The sequence below is a fragment of the Streptococcus gallolyticus subsp. gallolyticus DSM 16831 genome (genome assembly GCF_002000985.1).
GTDB lineage: Bacteria > Bacillota > Bacilli > Lactobacillales > Streptococcaceae > Streptococcus > Streptococcus gallolyticus.
Genome location: NZ_CP018822.1, coordinates 1,427,825 through 1,448,995, shown reverse-complemented (window position 1 = coordinate 1,448,995; position 21,171 = coordinate 1,427,825). Strand labels below are relative to the sequence as shown.

Sequence of the window (21,171 nt, the reverse complement as noted above, 5' to 3'; positions counted from 1 at the left end):
CGCACGAAAATCGTTCATAAGTAACTTTCGAAGTTCACGATTTAGGCGAGTCTTCACAAGCGGAAAATCCGCAAAAAAATTTATAGGAGGTGCACGATGAGCACATATGCAATCATCAAAACTGGTGGAAAACAAGTTAAAGTTGAAGTAGGTCAAGCTATCTATGTTGAAAAACTTGATGTTGAAGCTGGTTCAGAAGTAACATTTAACGAAGTTGTTCTTGTTGGTGGTGACAAAACTGTTGTTGGTACACCAGTTGTTGAAGGAGCTACTGTTGTTGGTACTGTTGAAAAACAAGGTAAACAAAAGAAAGTTGTTACTTTCAAATACAAACCTAAAAAAGGTAGCCACCGTAAACAAGGTCACCGTCAACCTTACACAAAAGTTGTTATCAACGCTATCAACGCTTAATTTGGCATTATTATGATTCAAGCAACTTTTATTCGCCACAAGGATAACTTAGAAAGTGTTGAACTGACTGGTCACGCTGGTAGTGGTGAGTATGGCTTTGATATCGTATGTGCAGCTGTCTCAACTTTATCAATTAACTTGGTTAATTCGTTAGAAGCTTTGGCAGATTGCAACGCTGATTTAGCTATCAATGAGATTGATGGTGGTTATATGAAGATTGATATCTCTCATGTAACTAAAAAGACAGATGAGAAAGTTCAACTTTTATTTGAAAGCTTTCTTTTAGGAATGACAAATTTGGCAGAAAACTCTCAAGAGTTTGTGTCAGTTCAAGTCATTGCAAACTAATTTGAAAAGAGGACACAACATATGTTAAAAATGAATCTTGCTAACTTGCAACTTTTCGCCCACAAAAAAGGTGGAGGTTCTACATCAAATGGTCGTGATTCACAAGCTAAACGTCTAGGTGCTAAAGCAGCTGACGGACAAACTGTTTCAGGTGGATCAATCCTTTACCGTCAACGCGGTACTCACATTTACCCAGGTGTAAACGTAGGTCGCGGTGGTGACGATACACTCTTCGCTAAAGTTGAAGGTGTTGTACGTTTCGAACGTAAAGGTCGCGATAAAAAACAAGTTTCTGTTTACCCTATCGCAAAATAATAGCGTAAATAGATATTATTGAAAGCTTTGTCAATCTTGGCAGGGCTTTTTTATTTGCCTGACCACCTTGGAAGAGAGCCTTGCGTTGTCAAATTTTGAAACTAGCCTAAAAGGCTATTACAAGTTTGTTAACCATTTTGCAAAAAGAATTAGGAAAACAGGCAACAGCCTAGTTTTTTTGTTATAATAAAGTTGATTGATTTTTAGAAAGAATGATTTAAATGAACATACAACAATTGCGTTATGTCGTGGCGATTGCCAATAGTGGTACATTTCGTGAGGCGGCTTCTAAACTTTTTGTAAGCCAACCCAGTTTATCAGTAGCAATTAGAGATTTGGAAGGCGAACTTGGCTTTCAAATCTTTACTCGAACAACAACTGGAGCGGTTTTGACAAGCCATGGGATGACTTTTTATGAGAAAGCTCTTGAGGTTGTGAAAAGTTTTGATTCCTTTGAAAGACAATTTTCACAAGCAGCAGCGGATTCAGATGAATTTTCAATTGCCAGTCAGCACTATGATTTTTTGCCACCGTTAATTACTGCTTTTTCACAAGCTCACCCAGAACATAAAGATTTTCGTATTTTTGAATCAACGACGATTCAAATTTTAGATGAAATTGCTCAAGGCGATAGTGAGATAGGGATTATCTATTTAAATAATCAAAATCGTAAAGGGCTTTTGCAGCGTATGGAAAAGCTTGGCTTAGAATTTGTTGAGTTAATTCCATTTCAAACCCATATTTATCTTGCTAAAGAGCATCCTTTAGCGAAAAAAGATAGCTTGGTTATGGCTGATTTGTTAGGATTTCCGACTGTGCGATTTACCCAAGAAAAAGATGAGTACCTTTACTATTCTGAAAATTTTGTGGATACAACGGATAGTTCTCGTATCTTCAATGTTACTGACCGTGCTACTTTGAATGGTATTTTGGAAAGAACGGATGCCTATGCAACAGGCTCTGGTTTCTTAGATAGTCGTAGCGTAAACGGAATTACTGTCATTCCACTTGAAGATGATTTGGATAATAAAATGGTTTACATCAAACGCCGTGATAAGAATTTATCAGCTTGTGCGCTTAAATTTATCGCTGTTATGAAGGATTATTTTGCTAAATTCAGCCCAAAGGTGACTAAATGAAGACATTAAGAAAAGTTTATTTTCCGCTTGCTGCTGTGGTTTTGATTGTTTTAGACCAGTTAAGTAAGCTATGGATTGTTAATCACATCACTTTGGACACCATTCAAGAGTGTTTGCCAGGTATTTTTAGCTTAACTTACTTGCGTAATTATGGCGCTGCTTTTTCGATTTTACAAAATCAACAATGGCTATTTGCGGTTATTACGTTTGCGGTCGTTGGGGCTGCTTGCTATTATTTTGTTAAAAATATCAATGGTCAGTTTTGGTTTTTACTTGGTTTAATCCTCATTATCTCAGGCGGTTTAGGAAATTTTATTGACCGTGTGCGCCTTGGTTATGTTGTTGATATGATTCATTTAGATTTTATGAATTTTGCGGTGTTTAACATGGCGGATTCTTATTTAACAGTTGGGGTTGTGATACTATTTATTGCCCTTTGGAAAGAGGAGGAGAATGGAGTTAATCATTAAGGAAGCTGGTGTTCGTTTAGACAAGGCGCTAGCAGATTTGACAGAATTGTCACGTAGCCAAGCTAACGATGAAATCAAAAAAGGAACAGTTTTGGTCAATGGCAAAGCTGTTAAAGCGAAATATGCTGTCAAAGTTGGTGATGTTGTCACTTACGAAGTGCCAAAAGAAGAAGTGCTAGAATATACAGCTGAAAATATTCCACTTGATATTATTTACGAAGATGATGACGTTGCTGTGGTCAATAAACCACAAGGAATGGTGGTTCATCCGTCAGTTGGTCATACGTCTGGAACATTAGTGAATGCCTTGATGTACCACATTAAAGATTTATCTTCGATTAACGGTGTGATTCGACCAGGAATTGTGCATCGTATTGATAAAGACACTTCAGGTTTGTTGATGATTGCTAAAAATGATAAAGCTCACAACGCACTTGCAGCAGAATTGAAAGATAAAAAATCACTTCGTAAATACGTTGCAATTGTTCATGGTAATATTCCAAATGACCGTGGTGTCATTGAAGCGCCAATTGGACGTTCAGAAAAAGACCGTAAAAAACAAGCTGTGACAGCAAAAGGCAAACCCGCTGTAACTCACTTTAAGGTTTTGGAACGTTTTGGGAATTATACGTTGGTTGAGTTGACTTTGGAAACAGGGCGTACGCACCAAATTCGTGTGCATATGGCGTATATTGGTCATCCTGTTGCTGGTGATCCGCTTTATGGACCACGTAAGACATTAAAAGGCGATGGTCAGTTTTTACATGCACAAACACTTGGTTTTACTCATCCAACAACAGGTGAAACATTGACTTTCACGGCAGAAGCGCCAGCTATTTTTAAAGAGACATTGGAAAATCTAAGAAATGGCAAAGCTTAATGATAAAGCAGAGTTTGGATGACCAGATTCTGCTTTTTTGCTATAAAGTTGGTAAAAGATAATCGTAAATCTCTTGTCAAATAATCATAGTTTTGGTATCATATAGAGAGTAAATATTATCCTTTAATACTGTCCCGTGAGGCAGGCAAGGAGAGAACGGTAAAAGAAGTGTGCAACTGGCATAGTTGTACCTATATTTTGTGGAATCTCCTTGGTAACGAGGAGATTTTTTGTATATTAGAGAGGTTTGTTTTATGAAAACAAAAGAAATTGTTGATGACGTAACAATGAAACGTGCGATTACACGTATCACTTATGAGATTATCGAGCGTAATAAAAATCTTGATAATATTGTTCTCGCAGGAATTAAGACACGCGGTGTTTTTATCGCTCGCCGCATTCAAGATCGCTTGAAACAATTGGAAGGAATTGATATTCCAATTGGCGAACTCGATACCAAACCTTTCCGTGATGATATGAAAGTCGAAGAAGATACAACTGATATGCCAGTTGATATTACTGGAAAAGACGTGATTTTGGTTGATGATGTTCTTTATACAGGACGTACAATCCGTGCAGCAATTGATAACTTGGTAAGTCTTGGACGTCCAGCGCGTGTTAGCCTTGCTGTACTTGTTGACCGTGGTCACCGTGAACTCCCAATTCGTGCTGATTATGTTGGTAAAAACATTCCAACAAGTGCTGTGGAAGAAATTATTGTTGAAGTGATTGAAGTAGATGGAAAAGATCGCGTCAGCATTGTTGATCCAAGCTAAGCAGTTATAGAATTGAGGAGGAAGATAAAAAGTGGAAAACGTAAAATATGATGTGCATGATATGCCTAAACCAGGGATGTTGTTTGGACTATCATTCCAACATTTATTTGCCATGTTTGGCTCAACGGTTTTGGTTCCAATTCTAGTTGGTATTGACCCAGCAATCGCCCTTTTCTCAAGTGGTTTGGGAACATTGGCACATTTGACAGTAACCAAATATAAAATCCCAGCTTACATGGGGTCAAGTTTTGCTTACATTGCAACCATGCAAATGCTAATGAAAACCGATGGTATTGCGGCAGTAGCACAAGGGGCAATCGCAGGTGGTCTAGTTTACTTAATCGTTGCCTTGATTGTCAAATTTGCTGGAAATGCTTGGATTGATAAAGTTCTTCCACCAATCGTGGTTGGTCCAATTATTATTGTTATTGGACTTAGTCTTGCAACAACAGCTGTTGATGATGTCATGTTGAAAAATGGCGAATATAATTTCACATACCTGTTGATTGGTATGGTAACGCTCCTTGCTGTTATTCTATTTAATATGTATGGCAAGAAAATTATTGGTGTTATCCCAATCCTTCTTGGTTTGATTGTTGGTTATATTTTCGCTTTGATTGTTGGCGCAGTAACAGGTCAAACAATTGTTGACTTATCAGATGTTGCTAAATCAGCTTGGTTCCAAGTTCCAAGTTTTGATATTCTTTTCGTGGATTATCACTTCAAACTTTATCCAAGCGCGATTTTGACAATGGCACCAATTGCTTTTGTTACTATGACTGAACATTTTGGTCACGTTATGGTGCTTAATAGTTTGACAGGACGTGACTTCTTTAAAGACCCAGGGCTTGACCGTACCCTTACAGGTGACGGTATTGCACAAATTATCGCTGGTTTCTTTGGTGCTCCACCAGTAACATCTTACGGTGAAAACATTGGTGTTATGGCACTTAATAAGATTTACTCAGTTTATGTTATTGCTGGGGCAGCTGTGATTGCAGTAGTGATGAGCTTTATCGGAAAAATTTCAGCTTTGCTTTCTTCAATCCCTACACCAGTTATCGGTGGGATTTCAATTGCCCTCTTTGGTGTTATCGCCTCAAGTGGTCTTAAAATCTTAGTTGAAAATAAAATTGATTTTGATAATAAGAAAAATCTTTTGATTGCAAGTGTTATCTTGGTATCTGGTATTGGTGGCTTAACATTGCAAGTTGCTGGTTTACAAATTACAGGTGTCGCATTCTCAACACTTTTAGGTATCATTTTGTATCAAATTCTTCCAGAAAAGGATTAAGAAAATGGCAGTTACAGATGGCGTTGTTTCACTAAAACATTTAGTGACTATGGAAACATTATCAAACGAAGAAGTGCTTGGCTTGATTAGACGTGGTATGGCGTTTAAAACAAATAAAGCAGACTTTAGTTTAGATAGGCAGTATTTTGCGGCAAATCTTTTCTTTGAACCGTCAACGCGTACGCATAAGTCTTTTGAAGTTGCTGAAAGGAAACTTGGATTGGATGTCATTGAATTTGACGCTAAAACAAGTTCAGTGAACAAAGGTGAGACTTTGTATGATACTATTTTGACGATGAGTTCTTTGGGAATTGACATTTGTGTGATTCGCCATTCAATGGAAGATTACTACAAAGAATTAATTGATAGTCGAACAATTCAAACAGCAATTGTGAATGGTGGTGACGGTTCAGGTCAACATCCAAGCCAATGTCTGTTGGATTTAATGACGATTTATGAAGAGTTTGGTGGCTTTGAAAATCTAAAAGTAGCTATCGTTGGTGATATTACCCATTCACGTGTGGCAAAATCAAACATGCAAATTCTAAAACGTCTCGGAGCAGAATTATATTTTGCTGGTCCAGAACAATGGTATTCAAGTGAATTTGATGTTTATGGAAAATACGTTGCAATCGATGATATTGTTGATAAGGTGGATGTCATGATGATGCTTCGTGTTCAACATGAACGCCATGATAGCGAGCGTGGTTTTTCAAAGGAAACCTATCATAAGACATACGGTTTAACTGCCGAACGTTATGAAAAAATGAAAACTTCTGCGATTATCATGCACCCTGCACCAGTCAATCGTGATGTGGAAATTGCAGATCAATTGGTAGAAGCGCCTAAATCACGAATTGCAACACAAATGCAAAATGGTGTTTTTGTACGAATGGCAATTCTAGAAGCTGTGCTGAACGGCAAAGCTTAATGAATAACTTACTTTAGTTTGAAGTGTCTGCTAATAAACGTTAAAGTGCTCCCGTGAGAGCAAACGAGAGGAATAAAAATGGCAAAAAGACTTTTAATTTTAGAAGATGGAACAATTTTTGAAGGAAAAGCTTTTGGAGCTGACCTTGATGTAACAGGTGAGATTGTTTTTAACACTGGTATGACAGGTTATCAAGAATCTATCACAGACCAATCTTATAATGGTCAAATCTTGACTTTTACTTACCCGTTGGTTGGTAATTACGGTATTAATCGAGATGACTATGAATCAATCACACCAACTTGTAAAGGTGTCGTCGTTTCTGAAAATGCACGTCGCGCAAACAATTGGCGTAATCAAATGACTTTGGACGAGTTTTTGAAAGCAAAAAATATTCCAGGAATTTCAGGAATTGATACACGTGCTTTGACAAAAATTATCCGTAAACACGGGACAATGAAAGCTACACTTGCTAGTGGTGGTGATTCTATCGAACATTTGCAAGTGCAATTACAAGCAACAGTTTTACCAACAAATAACATCGAACAAGTTTCAACAAAAACGGCTTACCCAGCACCAGGTGTTGGTAAAAATATCGTCTTGGTTGATTTTGGATTGAAACATTCTATCCTACGTGAATTTTCAAAACGTGATTGCAATGTGACCGTTGTTCCTTATAATATTACGGCTGAAGAAATTCTTCACTTGAATCCTGACGGCGTCATGTTATCAAATGGTCCAGGTAACCCAGAAGATGTTCCAGAAGCTCTTGACATGATTCGTGGTGTTCAAGGCAAAATTCCAATCTTCGGTATCTGTATGGGACATCAATTGTTCAGCTTGGCTAATGGTGCGACAACTTACAAAATGAAATTTGGTCACCGTGGATTTAACCACGCTGTTCGTGAAATTGCAACGGGACGTATTGATTTTACAAGTCAGAACCATGGTTATGCCGTTGACCGTGATACTCTTCCTGATTGTCTGATGGTGACGCATGAAGAAATCAATGATAAATCTGTTGAAGGTGTTCGTCACCGTGACTTCCCAGCCTTTTCAGTGCAATTCCACCCAGATGCTGCGCCAGGTCCACATGATGCAAGTTATCTTTTTGATGACTTCCTTGAATTGATTGACGCTTTTCAAGCTGAAAAAGCTCGTAACTAATATTTAAATCTAATCCGTGAGTTAGATAATATAGAAAGGAGAAGATACATCGTTCAGATTGGCTAATGAGCTGATTTGAACAAGCCATACAAGCTGCGCCAAAAGATAATCTTTAGAAATAGATGTTATCGTGGTTTTTATTACTTGTTTGGCTTTGTATCATAGATTATGCCAAAACGTACAGATATTAAAAAAATTATGGTGATTGGTTCTGGTCCGATTATTATTGGTCAGGCAGCTGAATTTGACTATGCAGGAACACAAGCTTGTCTTGCCCTTAAAGAAGAAGGGTACAGCGTTGTTCTTGTTAACTCAAACCCAGCGACAATCATGACAGATAAAGAAATCGCAGATCAGGTTTATATCGAACCGTTGACACTCGAGTTTGTCACACGTATTATCCGCAAAGAACGTCCAGATGCGCTTCTTCCAACATTGGGAGGACAAACTGGTCTTAATATGGCAATGGAGTTGTCAAGAGCTGGAATCCTTGATGAACTTGGTGTTGAGTTACTAGGTACAAAGCTATCAGCGATTGATCAGGCTGAGGACCGTGACCTTTTCAAACAATTAATGGAAGATCTCAATCAACCAATTCCAGAATCTGAAATCGTCAATACCGTTGATGAAGCAGTTGCCTTTGCAGAATCAATTGGTTATCCAGTTATCGTACGTCCTGCCTTTACCCTCGGGGGTACAGGTGGCGGTATGTGTGATAACGAAGAAGAACTTCGTGAAATCGCTGAAAATGGTTTGAAATTATCACCAGTAACGCAATGTTTGATTGAACGTTCTATTGCAGGATTCAAAGAAATCGAATACGAAGTTATGCGTGATGCTGCCGACAACGCCCTTGTGGTTTGTAATATGGAAAACTTCGACCCAGTTGGTATCCACACTGGGGACTCAATCGTATTTGCACCAACACAAACTCTTTCAGACATTGAAAACCAAATGTTGCGTGATGCAAGTTTGAGCATTATTCGTGCCCTTAAAATCGAAGGAGGATGTAACGTTCAGCTTGCTCTTGACCCAAATAGCTTCAAATATTATGTTATCGAAGTTAACCCACGTGTGTCACGTTCATCAGCCCTTGCCTCAAAAGCAACGGGTTACCCAATCGCGAAATTGGCTGCCAAAATTGCCGTTGGTTTGACCCTTGATGAAATGGTTAACCCAGTTACTGGAACAACATATGCTATGTTTGAACCAGCTCTTGACTATGTGGTTGCCAAAATTCCACGTTTCCCATTTGATAAGTTTGAAAATGGTGAACGTCGTCTGGGAACACAAATGAAAGCGACTGGTGAGGTTATGGCTATCGGTCGTAATATCGAAGAATCGCTTTTGAAAGCTTGTCGTTCACTCGAAATCGGTGTTTACCACAATGAAATGGCTGATTTGGCAGAAGTTTCAGACGACGAATTGGTTAATAAGATTGTTCGTGCGCAAGATGACCGTCTGTTCTACCTTTCTGAAGCCATCCGCCGTGGATACACTATCGAAGAACTATCTAAACTAACAAAAATCGACCTTTTCTTCCTTGATAAATTGCTCCACATCTTTGAACTGGAACAAGAGTTAGTAAGTCATGTCGGAGATATCGCTGTTCTGAAAGAAGCTAAACGCAATGGTTTTGCTGACCGTAAAATTGCAGAGCTTTGGAACATGACTGCCGATGACGTGCGTGCCATTCGTACTGAAAATAAAATCATTCCAGTTTATAAAATGGTTGACACGTGTGCAGCTGAGTTTGAATCAGCAACACCATATTTCTATTCAACATATGAATGGGAAAATGAATCAGTCAAATCTGATAAAGAATCTATCATCGTTCTTGGTTCAGGTCCAATTCGTATTGGGCAAGGGGTTGAATTTGACTATGCCACTGTTCACTCAGTTAAAGCCATTCAAGCAGCTGGATATGAAGCCATTATCATGAACTCAAATCCAGAAACGGTATCAACAGATTTCTCAATCTCTGATAAACTTTACTTCGAGCCATTAACATTCGAAGATGTTATGAATGTTATCGAACTCGAACAACCAAAAGGTGTTATCGTGCAATTCGGTGGTCAAACAGCTATCAATTTGGCAGAACCATTGTCAAAAGCTGGTGTTACTATCCTTGGTACACAAGTTGCTGACCTTGACCGTGCTGAAGACCGTGACCTCTTTGAGCAAGCTTTGAAAGAATTGGATATTCCGCAACCACCAGGACAAACTGCAACAAATGAAGAAGAGGCGGTTGAAGCTGCGCGTAAGATTGGCTTCCCAGTTCTTGTTCGTCCATCATACGTACTTGGCGGACGTGCTATGGAAATCGTAGAAAATGAAGAAGATCTTCGTTCTTACATGCGTACAGCTGTTAAAGCTAGTCCAGACCACCCAGTCCTTGTTGACTCATATATCGTTGGTCGTGAATGTGAAGTAGATGCGATTTCTGACGGTAAAGATGTGCTTATTCCAGGAATCATGGAACACATCGAACGTGCAGGGGTTCACTCAGGTGACTCAATGGCAGTTTACCCACCTCAAACATTATCTAAGAAAATCCAAGATACAATTGCTGATTACACAAAACGTTTGGCGATTGGATTGAACTGTTTTGGTATGATGAACATTCAATTTGTTATCAAAGATGAAACAGTTTACGTTATCGAAGTTAACCCTCGTGCTAGTCGTACGGTGCCATTCTTGTCTAAAGTGACTAACATTCCTATGGCACAAGTTGCAACGAAATTGATTCTTGGACAAACTCTTGCTGACCTTGGATATGAAGATGGCCTTTACCCAGAATCTGATTATGTGCATGTGAAAGCACCAGTCTTCTCATTCACAAAATTAGCTAAGGTTGATAGTCTCCTTGGTCCCGAGATGAAATCAACAGGTGAAGTTATGGGGTCAGACCAAACACTTGAAAAAGCTCTTTACAAAGCCTTTGAAGCTTCATACTTCCATTTGCCATCATTTGGTAATGTTGTTTTCACAGTTTCCGATGATACAAAAGAAGAAGCGCTTGGTTTGGCGAAACGTTTTGCTAATATCGGATACAGTATTTTTGCTACACAAGGCACAGCCAAATATTTTGCTGAGAATGGTTTGATGTCAACGATTGTCAATAAACTTGGCGAAGATGATGAGAACGATATTCCAGCCCTTGTTCGCACTGGAAAAGTTCAAGCTATCGTCAATACCGTTGGTACAAAACGTACGCTTGACGAAGATGGTGCAACAATTCGTAGCTCTGCTATTGAACACGGTATTCCTCTCTTTACCGCACTCGATACAGCAGATGCTATGATTCGTGTCCTTGAAAGTCGTGGATTCACAACACAAGCTATCTAATATATTCAAATTATAGAAATAAGAAGCTGAGCCAACGCTCAGTTTCTTTTGTTTAGCCATAAATTTTCACTATCAAAGAGCCTCAAAATTTCTACTTACAAAACTGTAAGGTTATTGAGAGCTGTTTTTCTTATAATAAATATGAAAGATGGTTTTTACATTTTATTCTTGACAGTAAAATGCCAAAAACGTATAATTGTCTTATCGCAACAATACAACTATACAAAAGAAAAAGAGGAAGATTATGCCTAGAAGAAGTAAAGCGAAAATGTCTAAAAAGACTAAAGGGATTATTGGAGCTGCGGCAGCTTGTTTTGTCGTTGCAGGTGCAGCTCTGCTTTGGTGGCAACAAACCAAAACATCAGAGTCAACCGTTGAAACAACCTACGATACTACAGCTGTAACAGAGGGTACCATTTCATCATCAACTTTGTTGACTGGTACAGTTAAAGCTTTCCAAGAACAATACGTTTATTATGACAGCAGTAAAGGAACTGAAGCTAGACCAACGGTGTCAGTAGGTGACCAAATTACTACTGGTCAACAATTGGTTCAATACGACACTACAACAGCCCAAGCAGCTTATGACACAGCTGTTCGTAATTTAAATAAGGTTGGACGTCAGATTAATTACCTTAAAACTTATGGTAATCTACCAACAACATCGACAACGACCGATGAAGAAACTGGCGAAGAAACAACTGTTACAACACCACCAACAGCTCAAGAGAATGCACAATACAATCAACAATTGCAAGATTTAAATGATTCTTATGCAGATGCACAAGCTGAGGTTAATAAAGCACAACAAGCTCTAAACGAAACCGTTATTGTGAGTGATGTGTCTGGTACAGTTGTTGAAGTCAATAATGACATTGACCCATCATCTAAAAATAGCCAAACGCTTGTCCATGTTGCGACAGAAGGTCAATTACAAATCAAAGGAACATTGACTGAGTATGATTTGGCTAATATCAAAACAGGACAAAATGTCAAAATCAAATCTAAAGTTTATCCAGACCAAGAATGGACTGGTACCATTTCATACGTTTCTAACTACCCAAATCAATCTGATGATTCATCTGGAACAGGCGGTTCAAGTTCATCTTCAGGGTCAGCTTCTTATGATTACAAAGTTGATTTGACTGGTGATATTTCTAATCTTCAACAAGGATTCACAGTATCTGTAGAAGTTGTTAATGAAAATAAAAACAAACTTGTGCCAGTTGATGCAGTTGTCAATGAAGGTGATAAAAATTATGTTTGGGTTTACGATAAGGACAGTCAAAAAGCAAGTAAAATTGAGGTAACACTTGGAAGCGCTGATGCCAAACAACAAGAAATCTTGAGTGGTTTAGAAGTTGGTCAAATCGTTATTTCTAACCCAGATAGCAGTTTGAAAGATGGTGAAAAAGTTTCCAATGTTACTTCTGATGATACAGCCACTGCAGAAGAATCAGAGGTGAGCGAGTAGTGACAGAAGAAAGAAAAGTTTTAATTCAACTCAAAGATATTGTCAAGTCCTACCGTAATGGTGATCAGGAGTTGCAAGTTCTTAAAGGGATTGATTTGACAGTTTATGAAGGAGAGTTCCTAGCGATAATGGGACCTTCTGGTTCAGGGAAGTCAACCCTTATGAATATTATTGGTTTACTTGATAGACCAACTTCTGGCGATTACAGTTTAAATGGAACACAAGTTGAAGACTTGAAAGAAAAAGAATTGGCTAAAGTGAGAAATGAAGAAATCGGCTTTGTTTTTCAACAGTTCTTCCTACTTTCAAAATTAAATGCTTTGCAAAATGTTGAGCTTCCACTTATTTATGCTGGGGTCGGTGTTTCAAAACGCCACCAACTTGCTAAACAATTTTTAGACAAAGTTGAACTAGGTGAACGTATGAAGCACCTGCCTTCTGAATTATCTGGTGGACAAAAACAACGTGTTGCCATTGCGCGTGCTTTGGTCAATAATCCTTCGATTATTTTGGCGGATGAACCAACAGGTGCCCTTGATACGAAAACCAGTGAGCAGATTATGCAGCTATTGACAGAACTTAATCGTGAAGGTAAAACCATTGTCATGGTTACGCACGAGCCGGAAATTGCAGATTTTGCAACACGTAAAATTGTCATTCGTGATGGTGAAATCACAAGAGACACGACAGATAGTGTTAGGATTGACTAAGGAGGAAGATTATGGAAAACTGGAAATTCGCCCTTAGTTCAATCATGGGGCACAAGATGCGCTCATTCTTAACAATGTTAGGGATTATTATCGGAGTTGCTTCGGTTGTTGTTATCATGGCGTTGGGGCAAGGAATGACAAAACAAATCACAGATATGTTTTCTGCCGATACACGTGACATTGAGATTTATTATGTTGCTAAGGATTCTGACAGCAAAAGTATTTTTGACGATGATGTTGAAACGACATCATCAGACAAAGGTCCTAAAATTCAGGAAGAATGGTTGCAAAAAATTACTTCTGATGTTTCAGGGGTTCAAAACTATTACTTGACGAATGGTACGACTGCAACGGTTTCGCTTAATAAGAAAAAAGCCAAAAACGTTAACATTATAGGTGTTAATAAGACCTATTTTGATGTTAAAAAATACAAGGTTGTAGCTGGAAGAAATTTCCGTTCAGATGATTATGAGCATTTTTCACGTATCATTATGCTTGATACGAAATTGGCTGTGAAACTATTTGGAACGAATGATAATGCCTTAAATAAGCAGGTTTCAGTCGGTTCTAAATCATACTTAGTTGTTGGTGTTTATAAAGATCCAAATGCTGGTTCAGCTCTCTACGGAATGAGTTCAGGTGGTAATGCTGTCATGACAAACACACAACTGGCTGCTGAGTTTAATGTTAACGAAATTGAGGCGGCATATGTCCATGTTAATGATGCAACGCAAGCAACAACCGTAGGGGAAGAAGCTGCTAAAGTGATGACACAAGTATCAGGTGTGAAAACAGGCCACTTTACCATTTTTGATATGTCTAAACAGATTGCTGAAATTAATTCAGCTTATGGCATGATGACTACAGTTATTGGTGCGATTGCTGGTATCTCACTGTTAGTTGGAGGTATTGGGGTTATGAACATCATGCTTGTATCTGTTACAGAACGTACACGTGAAATTGGTTTACGTAAGGCCTTGGGGGCAACACGCAGGAAAATTTTGACGCAATTTTTAATTGAATCAATGGTATTGACTCTCCTTGGTGGGCTGATCGGTTTAGGTTTGGCAGCTGGTTTGACAAGTATTCTTAATAGCAATATGGCTGATATGAAACCATCTATTTCATTTAACGTAGCAATAGGAAGCCTTCTCTTCTCCGCTTTGATTGGTATGATCTTCGGTATTTTACCAGCAAATAAAGCAAGTAAACTCGACCCAATCGAAGCATTACGTTATGAATAATAATAGCATTAATATAAAAATTGCTTAGACATTTAAAGAGCTGTCACCAGCTCTTTTTTTGAGAACGATGAAAGGTGATGTTATGTATGACGCTTTAAAAAGAGTAATCAAGTTTTTAGGAATTTTTTCTATTATTCTAACCCTTTTGTGTTTGGTTTATCTTTTTAAACATTTAGATATTTTGAATAACCCTCATGCTTTAGCGGATGTTTTGCGAGGACATCTCTTTTTGGGAAGCATTATTTTTCTTCTGTTGCAAATTATTCAGGTGGTTATTCCGATTATTCCAGGTGGGGTGACAACGGTAGTTGGTTTTATGGCTTTTGGTCCAATACTGGGCTTTATTCTCAATTATGTTGGCATTGTTATTGGGAGTATTATTCTTTTTCTATTAACACGCCGCTATGGGAAGCCATTTATTTTGCTATTTATGGAGGAGAAATTATTTGCTCGTTATGAGCGAAAATTAACGTCATCAACTTACGAAAAAGTTTTTGCCTTAAATATGGCGTCCCCCATTTCGCCTGCAGATATTTTGGTTATGGTAACAGGGCTGTCAAAGATGACGTTTAGGCGTTTTCTCTATATCATTCTGCTTTGTAAGCCTATTTCTATCGTGGCTTATAGCTATTTCTGGATTTACGGTGGGCATTTCATTAAATCTTTTTTGTAATTTTGCTATAATAAAAGCATGATTATTGCGATTACGACAAGTTTGCGGGAAAATGTTGCTTTGCGTCAGCGAGCGCAAGCTATTGGCGAAAAACTTCATTTACCTGTTATTGAACGACGAAAACAATCAGTGACAAAGCTTTTACAGTCTAGAGAAGCGCTTCTTTTGGTTTATGAAAATGAGCTGCGCTTGGTCAATCAAGACGGTAGTGAGTTTGTTTTTCATCCTGATACTGCTATGTTGCGTATTAAGAGTGAGCATGACGCTTTATTGGCGTTATTGGGTGATGACAAGTTACAAATCCTTGATACAACGATGGGGCTTGCTAGCGATAGCATTGTTATGGCGTCAGCAGGCAATGATGTAACAGCGATAGAAAGCAATCCTCTTATCCACTTTATCGTTTCAGAGGGTTTGGTAACTTATCCATCAGAAAATCAACGCTTAACAGCTGTCATGCGTTCCATTAAAACTTATTGCGCTGACAATATTACTTATATGAAATCATTGCCTGATAAGTCATTTGACGTGGTTTATTGCGACCCAATGTTTTCTGATAGGATTTCAGAATCTAAAAACTTAGATGGTTTACGACAATTTGCCAATCCTAGTCCTCTATCTGATGAGTTTTTGAGGGAAGCAAAGCGCATGGCAAGAAAGAGTCTTATTATTAAAGCTCATTTTAGAGATGATGTTTTTGAAAAATTTGGTTTTAAAAGAATTGTCAGACCTAATCAAAAATTTCATTATGGCATTATTGAGTTATAACACGACAGTCAATAATAGAAAATAGCTTTGAGAGAGCTTGGAACAATTGTTTCAGCTCTTTTTGTTTTTAAAATAATATTTTCAGATAATTATCATGTTTTTATTTGCTTTTTATGCAATTTCATGCTATTTTAAATAAAAAATATATTTATGTAAATTAAAATATAGATTTTTGAAAAAGGGGATAGAATGAAAAGAAAAGCTGTTTTTTCGCTAATGTTATTAGCATGTCTTGTGACTGGTATTTTGGGAATGAATCAAATTAAAAATAAAGATGTGGTTGCTGACGATGTTCAAGTCAAGTCCTGCGAGACATCAAGTGATAATGCGACTATAAATCGTTTGATTAAGGTTTGGAAAGGAAAATCGCGAGAAGCGTTTGATAACTATTTTGCAGATTATTCGGACGAGCAGCGTATTATTGCCGATGAAGAAGGTGGTATTTTGGCTTATGCTGATGGTTACGGTGATGAGGAAGAATCACAAAATAGTTATATTCAGTACGAAGACGGAACTGTTCATGAGCTTGATTTAGAAGGTTCAGAATCAACGACAGTTGGCGAAGCTCGTCAGGTCTTATATCAATATTTAAAATAAACTAAGGAGAAGCTATGAAAAAAAGAATCATGTTACCGATTATTGGTGCTTTAGCGATTGTATCCGTTGGTACAGCTAAAACAATTGTGTCTGATGAATTGACAGCGTTGCTTCCTAAAACTGCTGCCGAACCGATTCCTTTACAGCTTGCTGTAGAGGAATATCAAAAAGATAATAGTTTTGTGGAGTTTTTGGATACTTATTGTTCAGATACTGATTTTGTCATTGGTTATCCTGATGAAGTGGGCGGAGGATTTTCATTTAAAGATGAAGCAAGTTCGGCTGCTGAGCCATTGGTTGGAGAACTTTTGGATGATGATGGCAACGTTGTCTATCGAGATGACCAAGCAGTGACTGTTGCGGAAATAAAAGAAGCTATTTTGCAATCTCAACAATAATGCGCTCCTGCTTATTTTTAACCTTTCAAAAAAATTTAAAAGGTGTCAAGAAAAAAACTTGACACCTTATCTTTTTATGATATAATAAGTTAAGTGAGTTAGTAGCAGAGCTATTAACCAAAACAAAAAATATAGAAAAGAGACTTTATACTAATGGCAGTAAAAATCCGTTTAACTCGTATGGGTTCTAAGAAAAAACCTTTCTACCGTATCAACGTAGCTGATTCACGTGCTCCACGTGATGGTCGTTTCATCGAAACAGTTGGTACTTACAACCCACTTGTTGAAGAAAACCAAGTAACTTTGAAAGAAGATCGTGTTCTTGAATGGTTGTCAAAAGGTGCACAACCTTCAGATACAGTTCGTAACATCCTTTCACGTGAAGGCGTTATGAAAAAATTCCACGAATCAAAATTCTCAAAATAATAGAGTACACTAAGAAGAAAGCCTATGGATACCATTGAAAATCTTATTATCGCTATTGTGAAACCTTTGATTTCACAACCAGATAATCTTACCATTAAAATTGAAGATACACCTGAGTTTTTAGAATATCATCTTGATTTGGATGCACAGGACATCGGTCGTGTTATCGGTAAAAAAGGTCGTACCATTACAGCGATAAGGTCGATTGTCTATTCGGTACCAACTCAAGGTAAAAAAGTAAGACTCGTTATTGATGAAAAGGGAGAAGAGTAGTGATTTGCTACTCTTTTTCTTGTTTTTGGTGAAGAAGTGTCGTATTCATTGAAACTTTTTATTAGAAAATCCGAGATTGCAAATCATCATTATACGTTTTGAATGCTGACTAATGCGATTTAGATGTTGGGGGTTGAGGAGCTTTAGCTAATCTTCTAGCGATTTCGCGATTGGAGTGACCTTCTTTGAGCCAACGTTTAATATTTCTACGGTCTGCTAGTGTTAAAAGTTTGCCTTTTGGTGTATAATAGTCTTGCATCTCAGAGTCCTTCTAATGTTGTTGTGGTGATGACATTATATCTCTCTGAGATGTTTTTTGATACGCTCAAGTGGCTAACTTCATTTTAGAACTTTCAAAACTGTTGGTAACCAAAAATTTTTTCAAAAAAATTTAAAAAATGTATTGACAGGGAGTCAAATCTACGATAGAATATATTTTGTTGTTTTGGGGTATAGCCAAGCGGTAAGGCAAGGGACTTTGACTCCCTCATGCGTTGGTTCGAATCCAGCTACCCCAGTAAACCTCATTGGTTTTATACATTGATTTTGGTCCGTTGGTCAAGGGGTTAAGACACCGCCTTTTCACGGCGGTAACACGGGTTCGAATCCCGTACGGACTATCTTGACCAGTTGCAGAGCGCAGCTGGTTTTTTCATTGCTATCATGGTACAATGGTAAAGACTAAGTTAAGTGGAGTAAACATGAATTATTTTAATGTTGGAAAAATTGTTAACACACAAGGTCTCCAAGGTGAGATGCGCGTGTTGTCTGTGACGGATTTTACAGAAGAACGCTTTAAAAAGGGTTCAAAATTAGCGATTTTTGATGATAAAGACCGTTTTATTATTGAAGTTGAGATTGCTAGTCACCGTAAACAAAAGAATTTTGATATTGTTAAATTTAAAGGCATGTATCATATTAATGATATCGAAAAATACAAAGGTTGTACTTTAAAAGTTGCTGAGGAAAATTTATCTGACCTTGATGATGGTGAATTTTATTATCATGAAATTATTGGACTTGATGTTTATGAAAATGATGTTTTGATTGGTCAAGTTAAGGAGATTTTGCAACCTGGTGCTAATGATGTCTGGGTGGTGAAACGTAAAGGAAAACGTGATTTGTTGCTTCCATACATTCCACCAGTTGTGCTTAACGTGGATGTTGCTGGCAATCGTATTGATGTTGACGTTTTGGAAGGACTTGACGATGAAGATTGATATTCTAACGCTCTTTCCAGAAATGTTTTCACCGCTTGAGCATTCGATTGTTGGTAAAGCTACTGAAAAAGGTCTGTTGGAAATCAATTATCATAATTTCCGTGAGAATGCAGAGAAGGCTCGTCATGTTGATGATGAACCATATGGTGGCGGTCAAGGAATGCTTTTGCGAGCACAGCCGATTTTTGATACCATTGATAAGATTGACGCTAAAAAGCCGCGCGTGATTCTTTTGGACCCAGCAGGGCGTAAATTCGATCAAAGCTACGCTGAAGAATTAGCACAAGAAGATGAACTAATTTTTATTTGTGGGCATTATGAGGGCTATGATGAACGCATTAAAACCTTGGTTACCGATGAGATTTCTTTGGGCGATTTTGTTTTGACTGGTGGAGAATTGGCTGCGATGACGATTGTTGATGCAACGGTTCGTTTGATTCCTAATGTCTTAGGAAAAGAAGCTAGTCATCAAGATGATTCTTTTTCATCAGGGCTTTTGGAATTTCCACAATATACTCGCCCATATGATTTTCGTGGCATGAAAGTTCCAGATGTGTTAATGAGTGGGCATCATGAGAATATCCGAAAATGGCGTATTGAGCAAAGTTTGCGTAAGACGTTAGAACGTCGTCCAGATTTATTGGAAAATTATGTTTTTAGCAAGGAAGAAGAAGCTATTTTTCGAAAGATTCTCGCAGAGAAAGACGCGAAAGCTAAAAATATGTGATATAATAGGAGACATGCGGACTGTATGTCTCTTTATTTTTGAGGAGGTTTCATGCGGACAGAAGAGGTGATTGTTCTTTCCTACCAAGAAAGTTGGAAAGATGATTTTGAAAAAATTACTCAAGAGTTGCGTGCTGTTCTTGGTGAGTTAGCTATTAGAATTGAGCATGTTGGAAGTACAGCCGTTGAAGGCATAGCAGCAAAGCCAATCATTGATATTGATGTTGTGATTGCTCAAGAGACGGATTTATCTATGGTTGTTGAAAAATTAGCAAGTATTGGATATGTTCATGAGGGAAATCTAGGGATTGAAGGCAGGGAAGCTTTTGCTTATTCTGGTAAGGAGCATTTGCAATGTCATCATCTTTATGTTTGTCCTAAAAATTCACTTGAGTTGAAACGGCACCTTGCTTTTCGTGATTATTTGCGCAGTCATCCTGATGCAGTTGCGATTTATGGAGCAACAAAAATGAAAGCAGCGCAGCTATTTCCCAAAAATATCGAAAGTTACATGGCTTATAAAGCATCAGTCATCGAAGAAATTTATAAGGAGTTGGAAAAATAAATGTCAGAAAATCGTGAAATATATGATATTACCGTTATTGGTGGTGGTCCTGCAGGGCTTTTTGCTGCTTTTTATGCAGGTATGCGTGGTGTTTCAGTGAAAATTATTGAAAGTTTGTCAGAACTTGGTGGGCAACCAGCTATCCTTTATCCTGAAAAAGCCATTTATGATGTGGCTGGTTTCCCTGAAATCACAGCAGCAGAATTAACTGAAAATCTTATCAAACAATTAGAACGCTTTGAAGACCAAACAACGATTTGCCTTAAAGAAGAAGTTAAGACTTTTGAGAAAGAGGGCGATGTTTTCACTATTGAGACCAATAAAGGTCAACATTTTTCACGTGCGATTGTTATTGCCTGTGGTAATGGTGCATTTGCTCCCCGTACGCTTGGTTTAGAAGGGGAAGAAGAATACGCTGACAACAACCTTTTCTACAATGTTCATAAATTAGACCAATTTGCTGGCAAAGACGTTGTTATCTGTGGTGGTGGTGATTCTGCCGTTGACTGGGCAAATCATTTGGATGGCTTGGCTAAAAGCGTGACAATCGTTCACCGTCGTGATGCTTTCCGTGCTCACGAACATAGCGTTGAAGTGCTTAAACAATCAAATGTGAAAATCATGACACCGTACGTACCAGTTGCTTTGGACGGTGATGGTCAATTTGCTAACAGTTTAACGATTCAAAAGGTTAAATCAGATGAAACTGTTGAATTGCCATTAGATGCTTTGATTGTTAGCTTTGGTTTTTCGACATCAAATAAAAACCTTAAAAATTGGAACGTTGATTATAAACGTTCAAGCATTACGGTTTCGCCATTGTTTGAGACAAGTCAAGAAGGTGTTTATGCGATTGGTGATGCCGCTGACTATGAAGGTAAAGTTGCTTTGATCGCCTCTGGTTTTGGTGAAGCTCCAACTGCGATTAATCAAGCGATTAAATACATTTACCCTGACCGTGATAACCGTGTGGTGCACTCAACATCATTGATTAAAGACAAGGAAAAATAAAACGAAA

The 21,171-nt window shown here is 38.0% G+C and carries 24 protein-coding genes, 2 tRNA genes, 1 pseudogene and 1 other annotated feature (1 of these 28 running past the window's edge); of the genes and pseudogenes, 26 read left to right on the top strand and 1 reads right to left on the bottom strand.

Features of this window, described 5'->3' with window-relative positions; translation table 11 throughout:
- Window positions 1-63, top strand: a sequence feature (ribosomal protein L21 leader region); it begins 13 nt to the left of the window's first position.
- A gap of 33 nt (window positions 64-96) precedes the next feature.
- From rplU to BTR42_RS07230, 20 genes are all read left to right on the top strand, one after another.
- Window positions 97-411 (top strand): 50S ribosomal protein L21, encoded by a 315-nt coding sequence (gene rplU, locus BTR42_RS07325; protein ID WP_003065371.1) that lies wholly within the window; start codon window positions 97-99, stop codon window positions 409-411.
- A 12-nt stretch (window positions 412-423) separates the two neighbouring features.
- A complete protein-coding gene (locus tag BTR42_RS07320; RefSeq protein WP_009854442.1) occupies window positions 424-759 on the top strand; it encodes a ribosomal-processing cysteine protease Prp in 336 nt (111 codons plus the stop codon).
- Between the two features lie 21 nt (window positions 760-780).
- Complete coding sequence (rpmA, locus tag BTR42_RS07315) at window positions 781-1,074, top strand: 50S ribosomal protein L27 (RefSeq protein WP_003065365.1); 294 nt, start codon at window positions 781-783, stop codon at window positions 1,072-1,074.
- 221 nt (window positions 1,075-1,295) lie between these two features.
- Entirely contained in the window at window positions 1,296-2,213 is a 918-nt protein-coding gene (locus BTR42_RS07310) for a LysR family transcriptional regulator (RefSeq protein WP_077497001.1), read from the top strand.
- Complete coding sequence (lspA, locus tag BTR42_RS07305; RefSeq protein WP_003065359.1) at window positions 2,210-2,683, top strand: signal peptidase II; 474 nt, start codon at window positions 2,210-2,212, stop codon at window positions 2,681-2,683. Before BTR42_RS07310 ends, lspA begins: the two co-directional genes overlap by 4 nt.
- Complete coding sequence (locus BTR42_RS07300) at window positions 2,667-3,563, top strand: RluA family pseudouridine synthase (RefSeq protein WP_077496999.1); 897 nt, start codon at window positions 2,667-2,669, stop codon at window positions 3,561-3,563. Before lspA ends, BTR42_RS07300 begins: the two co-directional genes overlap by 17 nt.
- 254 nt (window positions 3,564-3,817) lie before the next feature.
- A complete protein-coding gene (gene pyrR, locus BTR42_RS07295) occupies window positions 3,818-4,339 on the top strand; it encodes a bifunctional pyr operon transcriptional regulator/uracil phosphoribosyltransferase PyrR (RefSeq protein ID WP_009854439.1) in 522 nt (173 codons plus the stop codon).
- A gap of 31 nt (window positions 4,340-4,370) precedes the next feature.
- A complete protein-coding gene (locus BTR42_RS07290) occupies window positions 4,371-5,633 on the top strand; it encodes a uracil-xanthine permease family protein (RefSeq protein ID WP_009854438.1) in 1,263 nt (420 codons plus the stop codon).
- Between the two features lie 4 nt (window positions 5,634-5,637).
- Window positions 5,638-6,564, top strand: coding sequence for an aspartate carbamoyltransferase catalytic subunit (locus tag BTR42_RS07285; RefSeq protein WP_009854437.1), 927 nt, complete (start codon window positions 5,638-5,640; stop codon window positions 6,562-6,564).
- A 78-nt stretch (window positions 6,565-6,642) separates the two neighbouring features.
- Window positions 6,643-7,731 carry a carbamoyl phosphate synthase small subunit gene (locus BTR42_RS07280; RefSeq protein ID WP_012962106.1) on the top strand — a complete coding sequence of 363 codons (1,089 nt, stop codon included), beginning with the start codon at window positions 6,643-6,645 and terminating at the stop codon, window positions 7,729-7,731.
- Between the two features lie 168 nt (window positions 7,732-7,899).
- Entirely contained in the window at window positions 7,900-11,079 is a 3,180-nt protein-coding gene (gene carB / locus BTR42_RS07275) for a carbamoyl-phosphate synthase large subunit (RefSeq protein WP_009854435.1), read from the top strand.
- A gap of 244 nt (window positions 11,080-11,323) precedes the next feature.
- Window positions 11,324-12,553, top strand: coding sequence for an efflux RND transporter periplasmic adaptor subunit (locus BTR42_RS07270; protein WP_009854434.1), 1,230 nt, complete (start codon window positions 11,324-11,326; stop codon window positions 12,551-12,553).
- Window positions 12,553-13,263, top strand: coding sequence for an ABC transporter ATP-binding protein (locus BTR42_RS07265; protein WP_009854433.1), 711 nt, complete (start codon window positions 12,553-12,555; stop codon window positions 13,261-13,263). Before BTR42_RS07270 ends, BTR42_RS07265 begins: the two co-directional genes overlap by 1 nt.
- Before the next feature lie 11 nt (window positions 13,264-13,274).
- Window positions 13,275-14,507, top strand: coding sequence for an ABC transporter permease (locus tag BTR42_RS07260; protein WP_009854432.1), 1,233 nt, complete (start codon window positions 13,275-13,277; stop codon window positions 14,505-14,507).
- Window positions 14,508-14,574: 67 nt separating this feature from the next.
- Window positions 14,575-15,180: a TVP38/TMEM64 family protein gene (locus BTR42_RS07255; RefSeq protein WP_077496997.1), complete on the top strand. Its 606-nt coding sequence runs from the start codon at window positions 14,575-14,577 to the stop codon at window positions 15,178-15,180.
- An 18-nt stretch (window positions 15,181-15,198) separates the two neighbouring features.
- Window positions 15,199-15,948, top strand: a complete 750-nt coding sequence (locus BTR42_RS07250) for a class I SAM-dependent methyltransferase (RefSeq protein WP_009854430.1) — start codon at window positions 15,199-15,201, stop codon at window positions 15,946-15,948.
- A gap of 189 nt (window positions 15,949-16,137) precedes the next feature.
- Complete coding sequence (locus BTR42_RS07245) at window positions 16,138-16,545, top strand: hypothetical protein (protein WP_009854429.1); 408 nt, start codon at window positions 16,138-16,140, stop codon at window positions 16,543-16,545.
- A gap of 14 nt (window positions 16,546-16,559) precedes the next feature.
- Entirely contained in the window at window positions 16,560-16,943 is a 384-nt protein-coding gene (locus BTR42_RS07240; protein ID WP_077496995.1) for a hypothetical protein, read from the top strand.
- 153 nt (window positions 16,944-17,096) lie between these two features.
- Window positions 17,097-17,369 carry a 30S ribosomal protein S16 gene (rpsP, locus tag BTR42_RS07235; RefSeq protein WP_003065322.1) on the top strand — a complete coding sequence of 91 codons (273 nt, stop codon included), beginning with the start codon at window positions 17,097-17,099 and terminating at the stop codon, window positions 17,367-17,369.
- Between the two features lie 24 nt (window positions 17,370-17,393).
- Entirely contained in the window at window positions 17,394-17,642 is a 249-nt protein-coding gene (locus BTR42_RS07230) for a KH domain-containing protein (protein ID WP_003065320.1), read from the top strand.
- A gap of 133 nt (window positions 17,643-17,775) precedes the next feature.
- On the opposite strand, the pseudogene BTR42_RS07225 reads toward BTR42_RS07230, so the two are convergent.
- Window positions 17,776-17,901, bottom strand: a pseudogene (locus tag BTR42_RS07225) (helix-turn-helix domain-containing protein); the annotation flags it as partial.
- 187 nt (window positions 17,902-18,088) lie between these two features.
- Here BTR42_RS07225 and BTR42_RS07220 point away from each other — a divergent pair.
- The 6 genes from BTR42_RS07220 to BTR42_RS07195 all read left to right on the top strand — a co-directional run bounded on the left by BTR42_RS07220 (window position 18,089) and on the right by BTR42_RS07195 (window position 21,164).
- Window positions 18,089-18,160 (top strand) — tRNA-Gln (locus BTR42_RS07220).
- 30 nt (window positions 18,161-18,190) lie between these two features.
- A tRNA-Glu gene (locus tag BTR42_RS07215) sits at window positions 18,191-18,262 on the top strand.
- 81 nt (window positions 18,263-18,343) lie between these two features.
- On the top strand, window positions 18,344-18,862 hold the full coding sequence (rimM, locus tag BTR42_RS07210) for a ribosome maturation factor RimM (protein WP_012962097.1): 519 nt from the start codon (window positions 18,344-18,346) through the stop codon (window positions 18,860-18,862).
- On the top strand, window positions 18,852-19,589 hold the full coding sequence (trmD, locus tag BTR42_RS07205; protein ID WP_009854426.1) for a tRNA (guanosine(37)-N1)-methyltransferase TrmD: 738 nt from the start codon (window positions 18,852-18,854) through the stop codon (window positions 19,587-19,589). The genes rimM and trmD overlap by 11 nt, the downstream gene beginning before the upstream one ends.
- A gap of 51 nt (window positions 19,590-19,640) precedes the next feature.
- Window positions 19,641-20,153, top strand: coding sequence for a GrpB family protein (locus BTR42_RS07200; RefSeq protein WP_009854425.1), 513 nt, complete (start codon window positions 19,641-19,643; stop codon window positions 20,151-20,153).
- On the top strand, window positions 20,154-21,164 hold the full coding sequence (locus tag BTR42_RS07195; protein WP_077496992.1) for an NAD(P)/FAD-dependent oxidoreductase: 1,011 nt from the start codon (window positions 20,154-20,156) through the stop codon (window positions 21,162-21,164).
- The last annotated feature ends 7 nt before the right edge of the window (window positions 21,165-21,171 follow it).

Excerpts from the sequence above, each read along its gene's own strand:
- BTR42_RS07280 (WP_012962106.1), top strand. The coding sequence starts at position 6,643 with ATGGCAAAAAGACTTTTAATTTTAGAAGATGGAACAATTTTTGAAGGA.
- BTR42_RS07270 (WP_009854434.1), top strand. The coding sequence starts at position 11,324 with ATGCCTAGAAGAAGTAAAGCGAAAATGTCTAAAAAGACTAAAGGGATT.
- BTR42_RS07240 (WP_077496995.1), top strand. The coding sequence starts at position 16,560 with ATGAAAAAAAGAATCATGTTACCGATTATTGGTGCTTTAGCGATTGTA.
- BTR42_RS07285 (WP_009854437.1), top strand. The coding sequence starts at position 5,638 with ATGGCAGTTACAGATGGCGTTGTTTCACTAAAACATTTAGTGACTATG.
- BTR42_RS07255 (WP_077496997.1), top strand. The coding sequence starts at position 14,575 with ATGAAAGGTGATGTTATGTATGACGCTTTAAAAAGAGTAATCAAGTTT.
- BTR42_RS07300 (WP_077496999.1), top strand. The coding sequence starts at position 2,667 with ATGGAGTTAATCATTAAGGAAGCTGGTGTTCGTTTAGACAAGGCGCTA.
- lspA (WP_003065359.1), top strand. The coding sequence starts at position 2,210 with ATGAAGACATTAAGAAAAGTTTATTTTCCGCTTGCTGCTGTGGTTTTG.
- BTR42_RS07200 (WP_009854425.1), top strand. The coding sequence starts at position 19,641 with ATGCGGACAGAAGAGGTGATTGTTCTTTCCTACCAAGAAAGTTGGAAA.
- rpsP (WP_003065322.1), top strand. The coding sequence starts at position 17,097 with ATGGCAGTAAAAATCCGTTTAACTCGTATGGGTTCTAAGAAAAAACCT.
- BTR42_RS07320 (WP_009854442.1), top strand. The coding sequence starts at position 424 with ATGATTCAAGCAACTTTTATTCGCCACAAGGATAACTTAGAAAGTGTT.
- rpmA (WP_003065365.1), top strand. The coding sequence starts at position 781 with ATGTTAAAAATGAATCTTGCTAACTTGCAACTTTTCGCCCACAAAAAA.
- carB (WP_009854435.1), top strand. The coding sequence starts at position 7,900 with ATGCCAAAACGTACAGATATTAAAAAAATTATGGTGATTGGTTCTGGT.
- BTR42_RS07250 (WP_009854430.1), top strand. The coding sequence starts at position 15,199 with ATGATTATTGCGATTACGACAAGTTTGCGGGAAAATGTTGCTTTGCGT.
- BTR42_RS07195 (WP_077496992.1), top strand. The coding sequence starts at position 20,154 with ATGTCAGAAAATCGTGAAATATATGATATTACCGTTATTGGTGGTGGT.
- BTR42_RS07310 (WP_077497001.1), top strand. The coding sequence starts at position 1,296 with ATGAACATACAACAATTGCGTTATGTCGTGGCGATTGCCAATAGTGGT.
- BTR42_RS07245 (WP_009854429.1), top strand. The coding sequence starts at position 16,138 with ATGAAAAGAAAAGCTGTTTTTTCGCTAATGTTATTAGCATGTCTTGTG.
- pyrR (WP_009854439.1), top strand. The coding sequence starts at position 3,818 with ATGAAAACAAAAGAAATTGTTGATGACGTAACAATGAAACGTGCGATT.
- BTR42_RS07230 (WP_003065320.1), top strand. The coding sequence starts at position 17,394 with ATGGATACCATTGAAAATCTTATTATCGCTATTGTGAAACCTTTGATT.
- rimM (WP_012962097.1), top strand. The coding sequence starts at position 18,344 with ATGAATTATTTTAATGTTGGAAAAATTGTTAACACACAAGGTCTCCAA.
- BTR42_RS07260 (WP_009854432.1), top strand. The coding sequence starts at position 13,275 with ATGGAAAACTGGAAATTCGCCCTTAGTTCAATCATGGGGCACAAGATG.
- trmD (WP_009854426.1), top strand. The coding sequence starts at position 18,852 with ATGAAGATTGATATTCTAACGCTCTTTCCAGAAATGTTTTCACCGCTT.
- rplU (WP_003065371.1), top strand. The coding sequence starts at position 97 with ATGAGCACATATGCAATCATCAAAACTGGTGGAAAACAAGTTAAAGTT.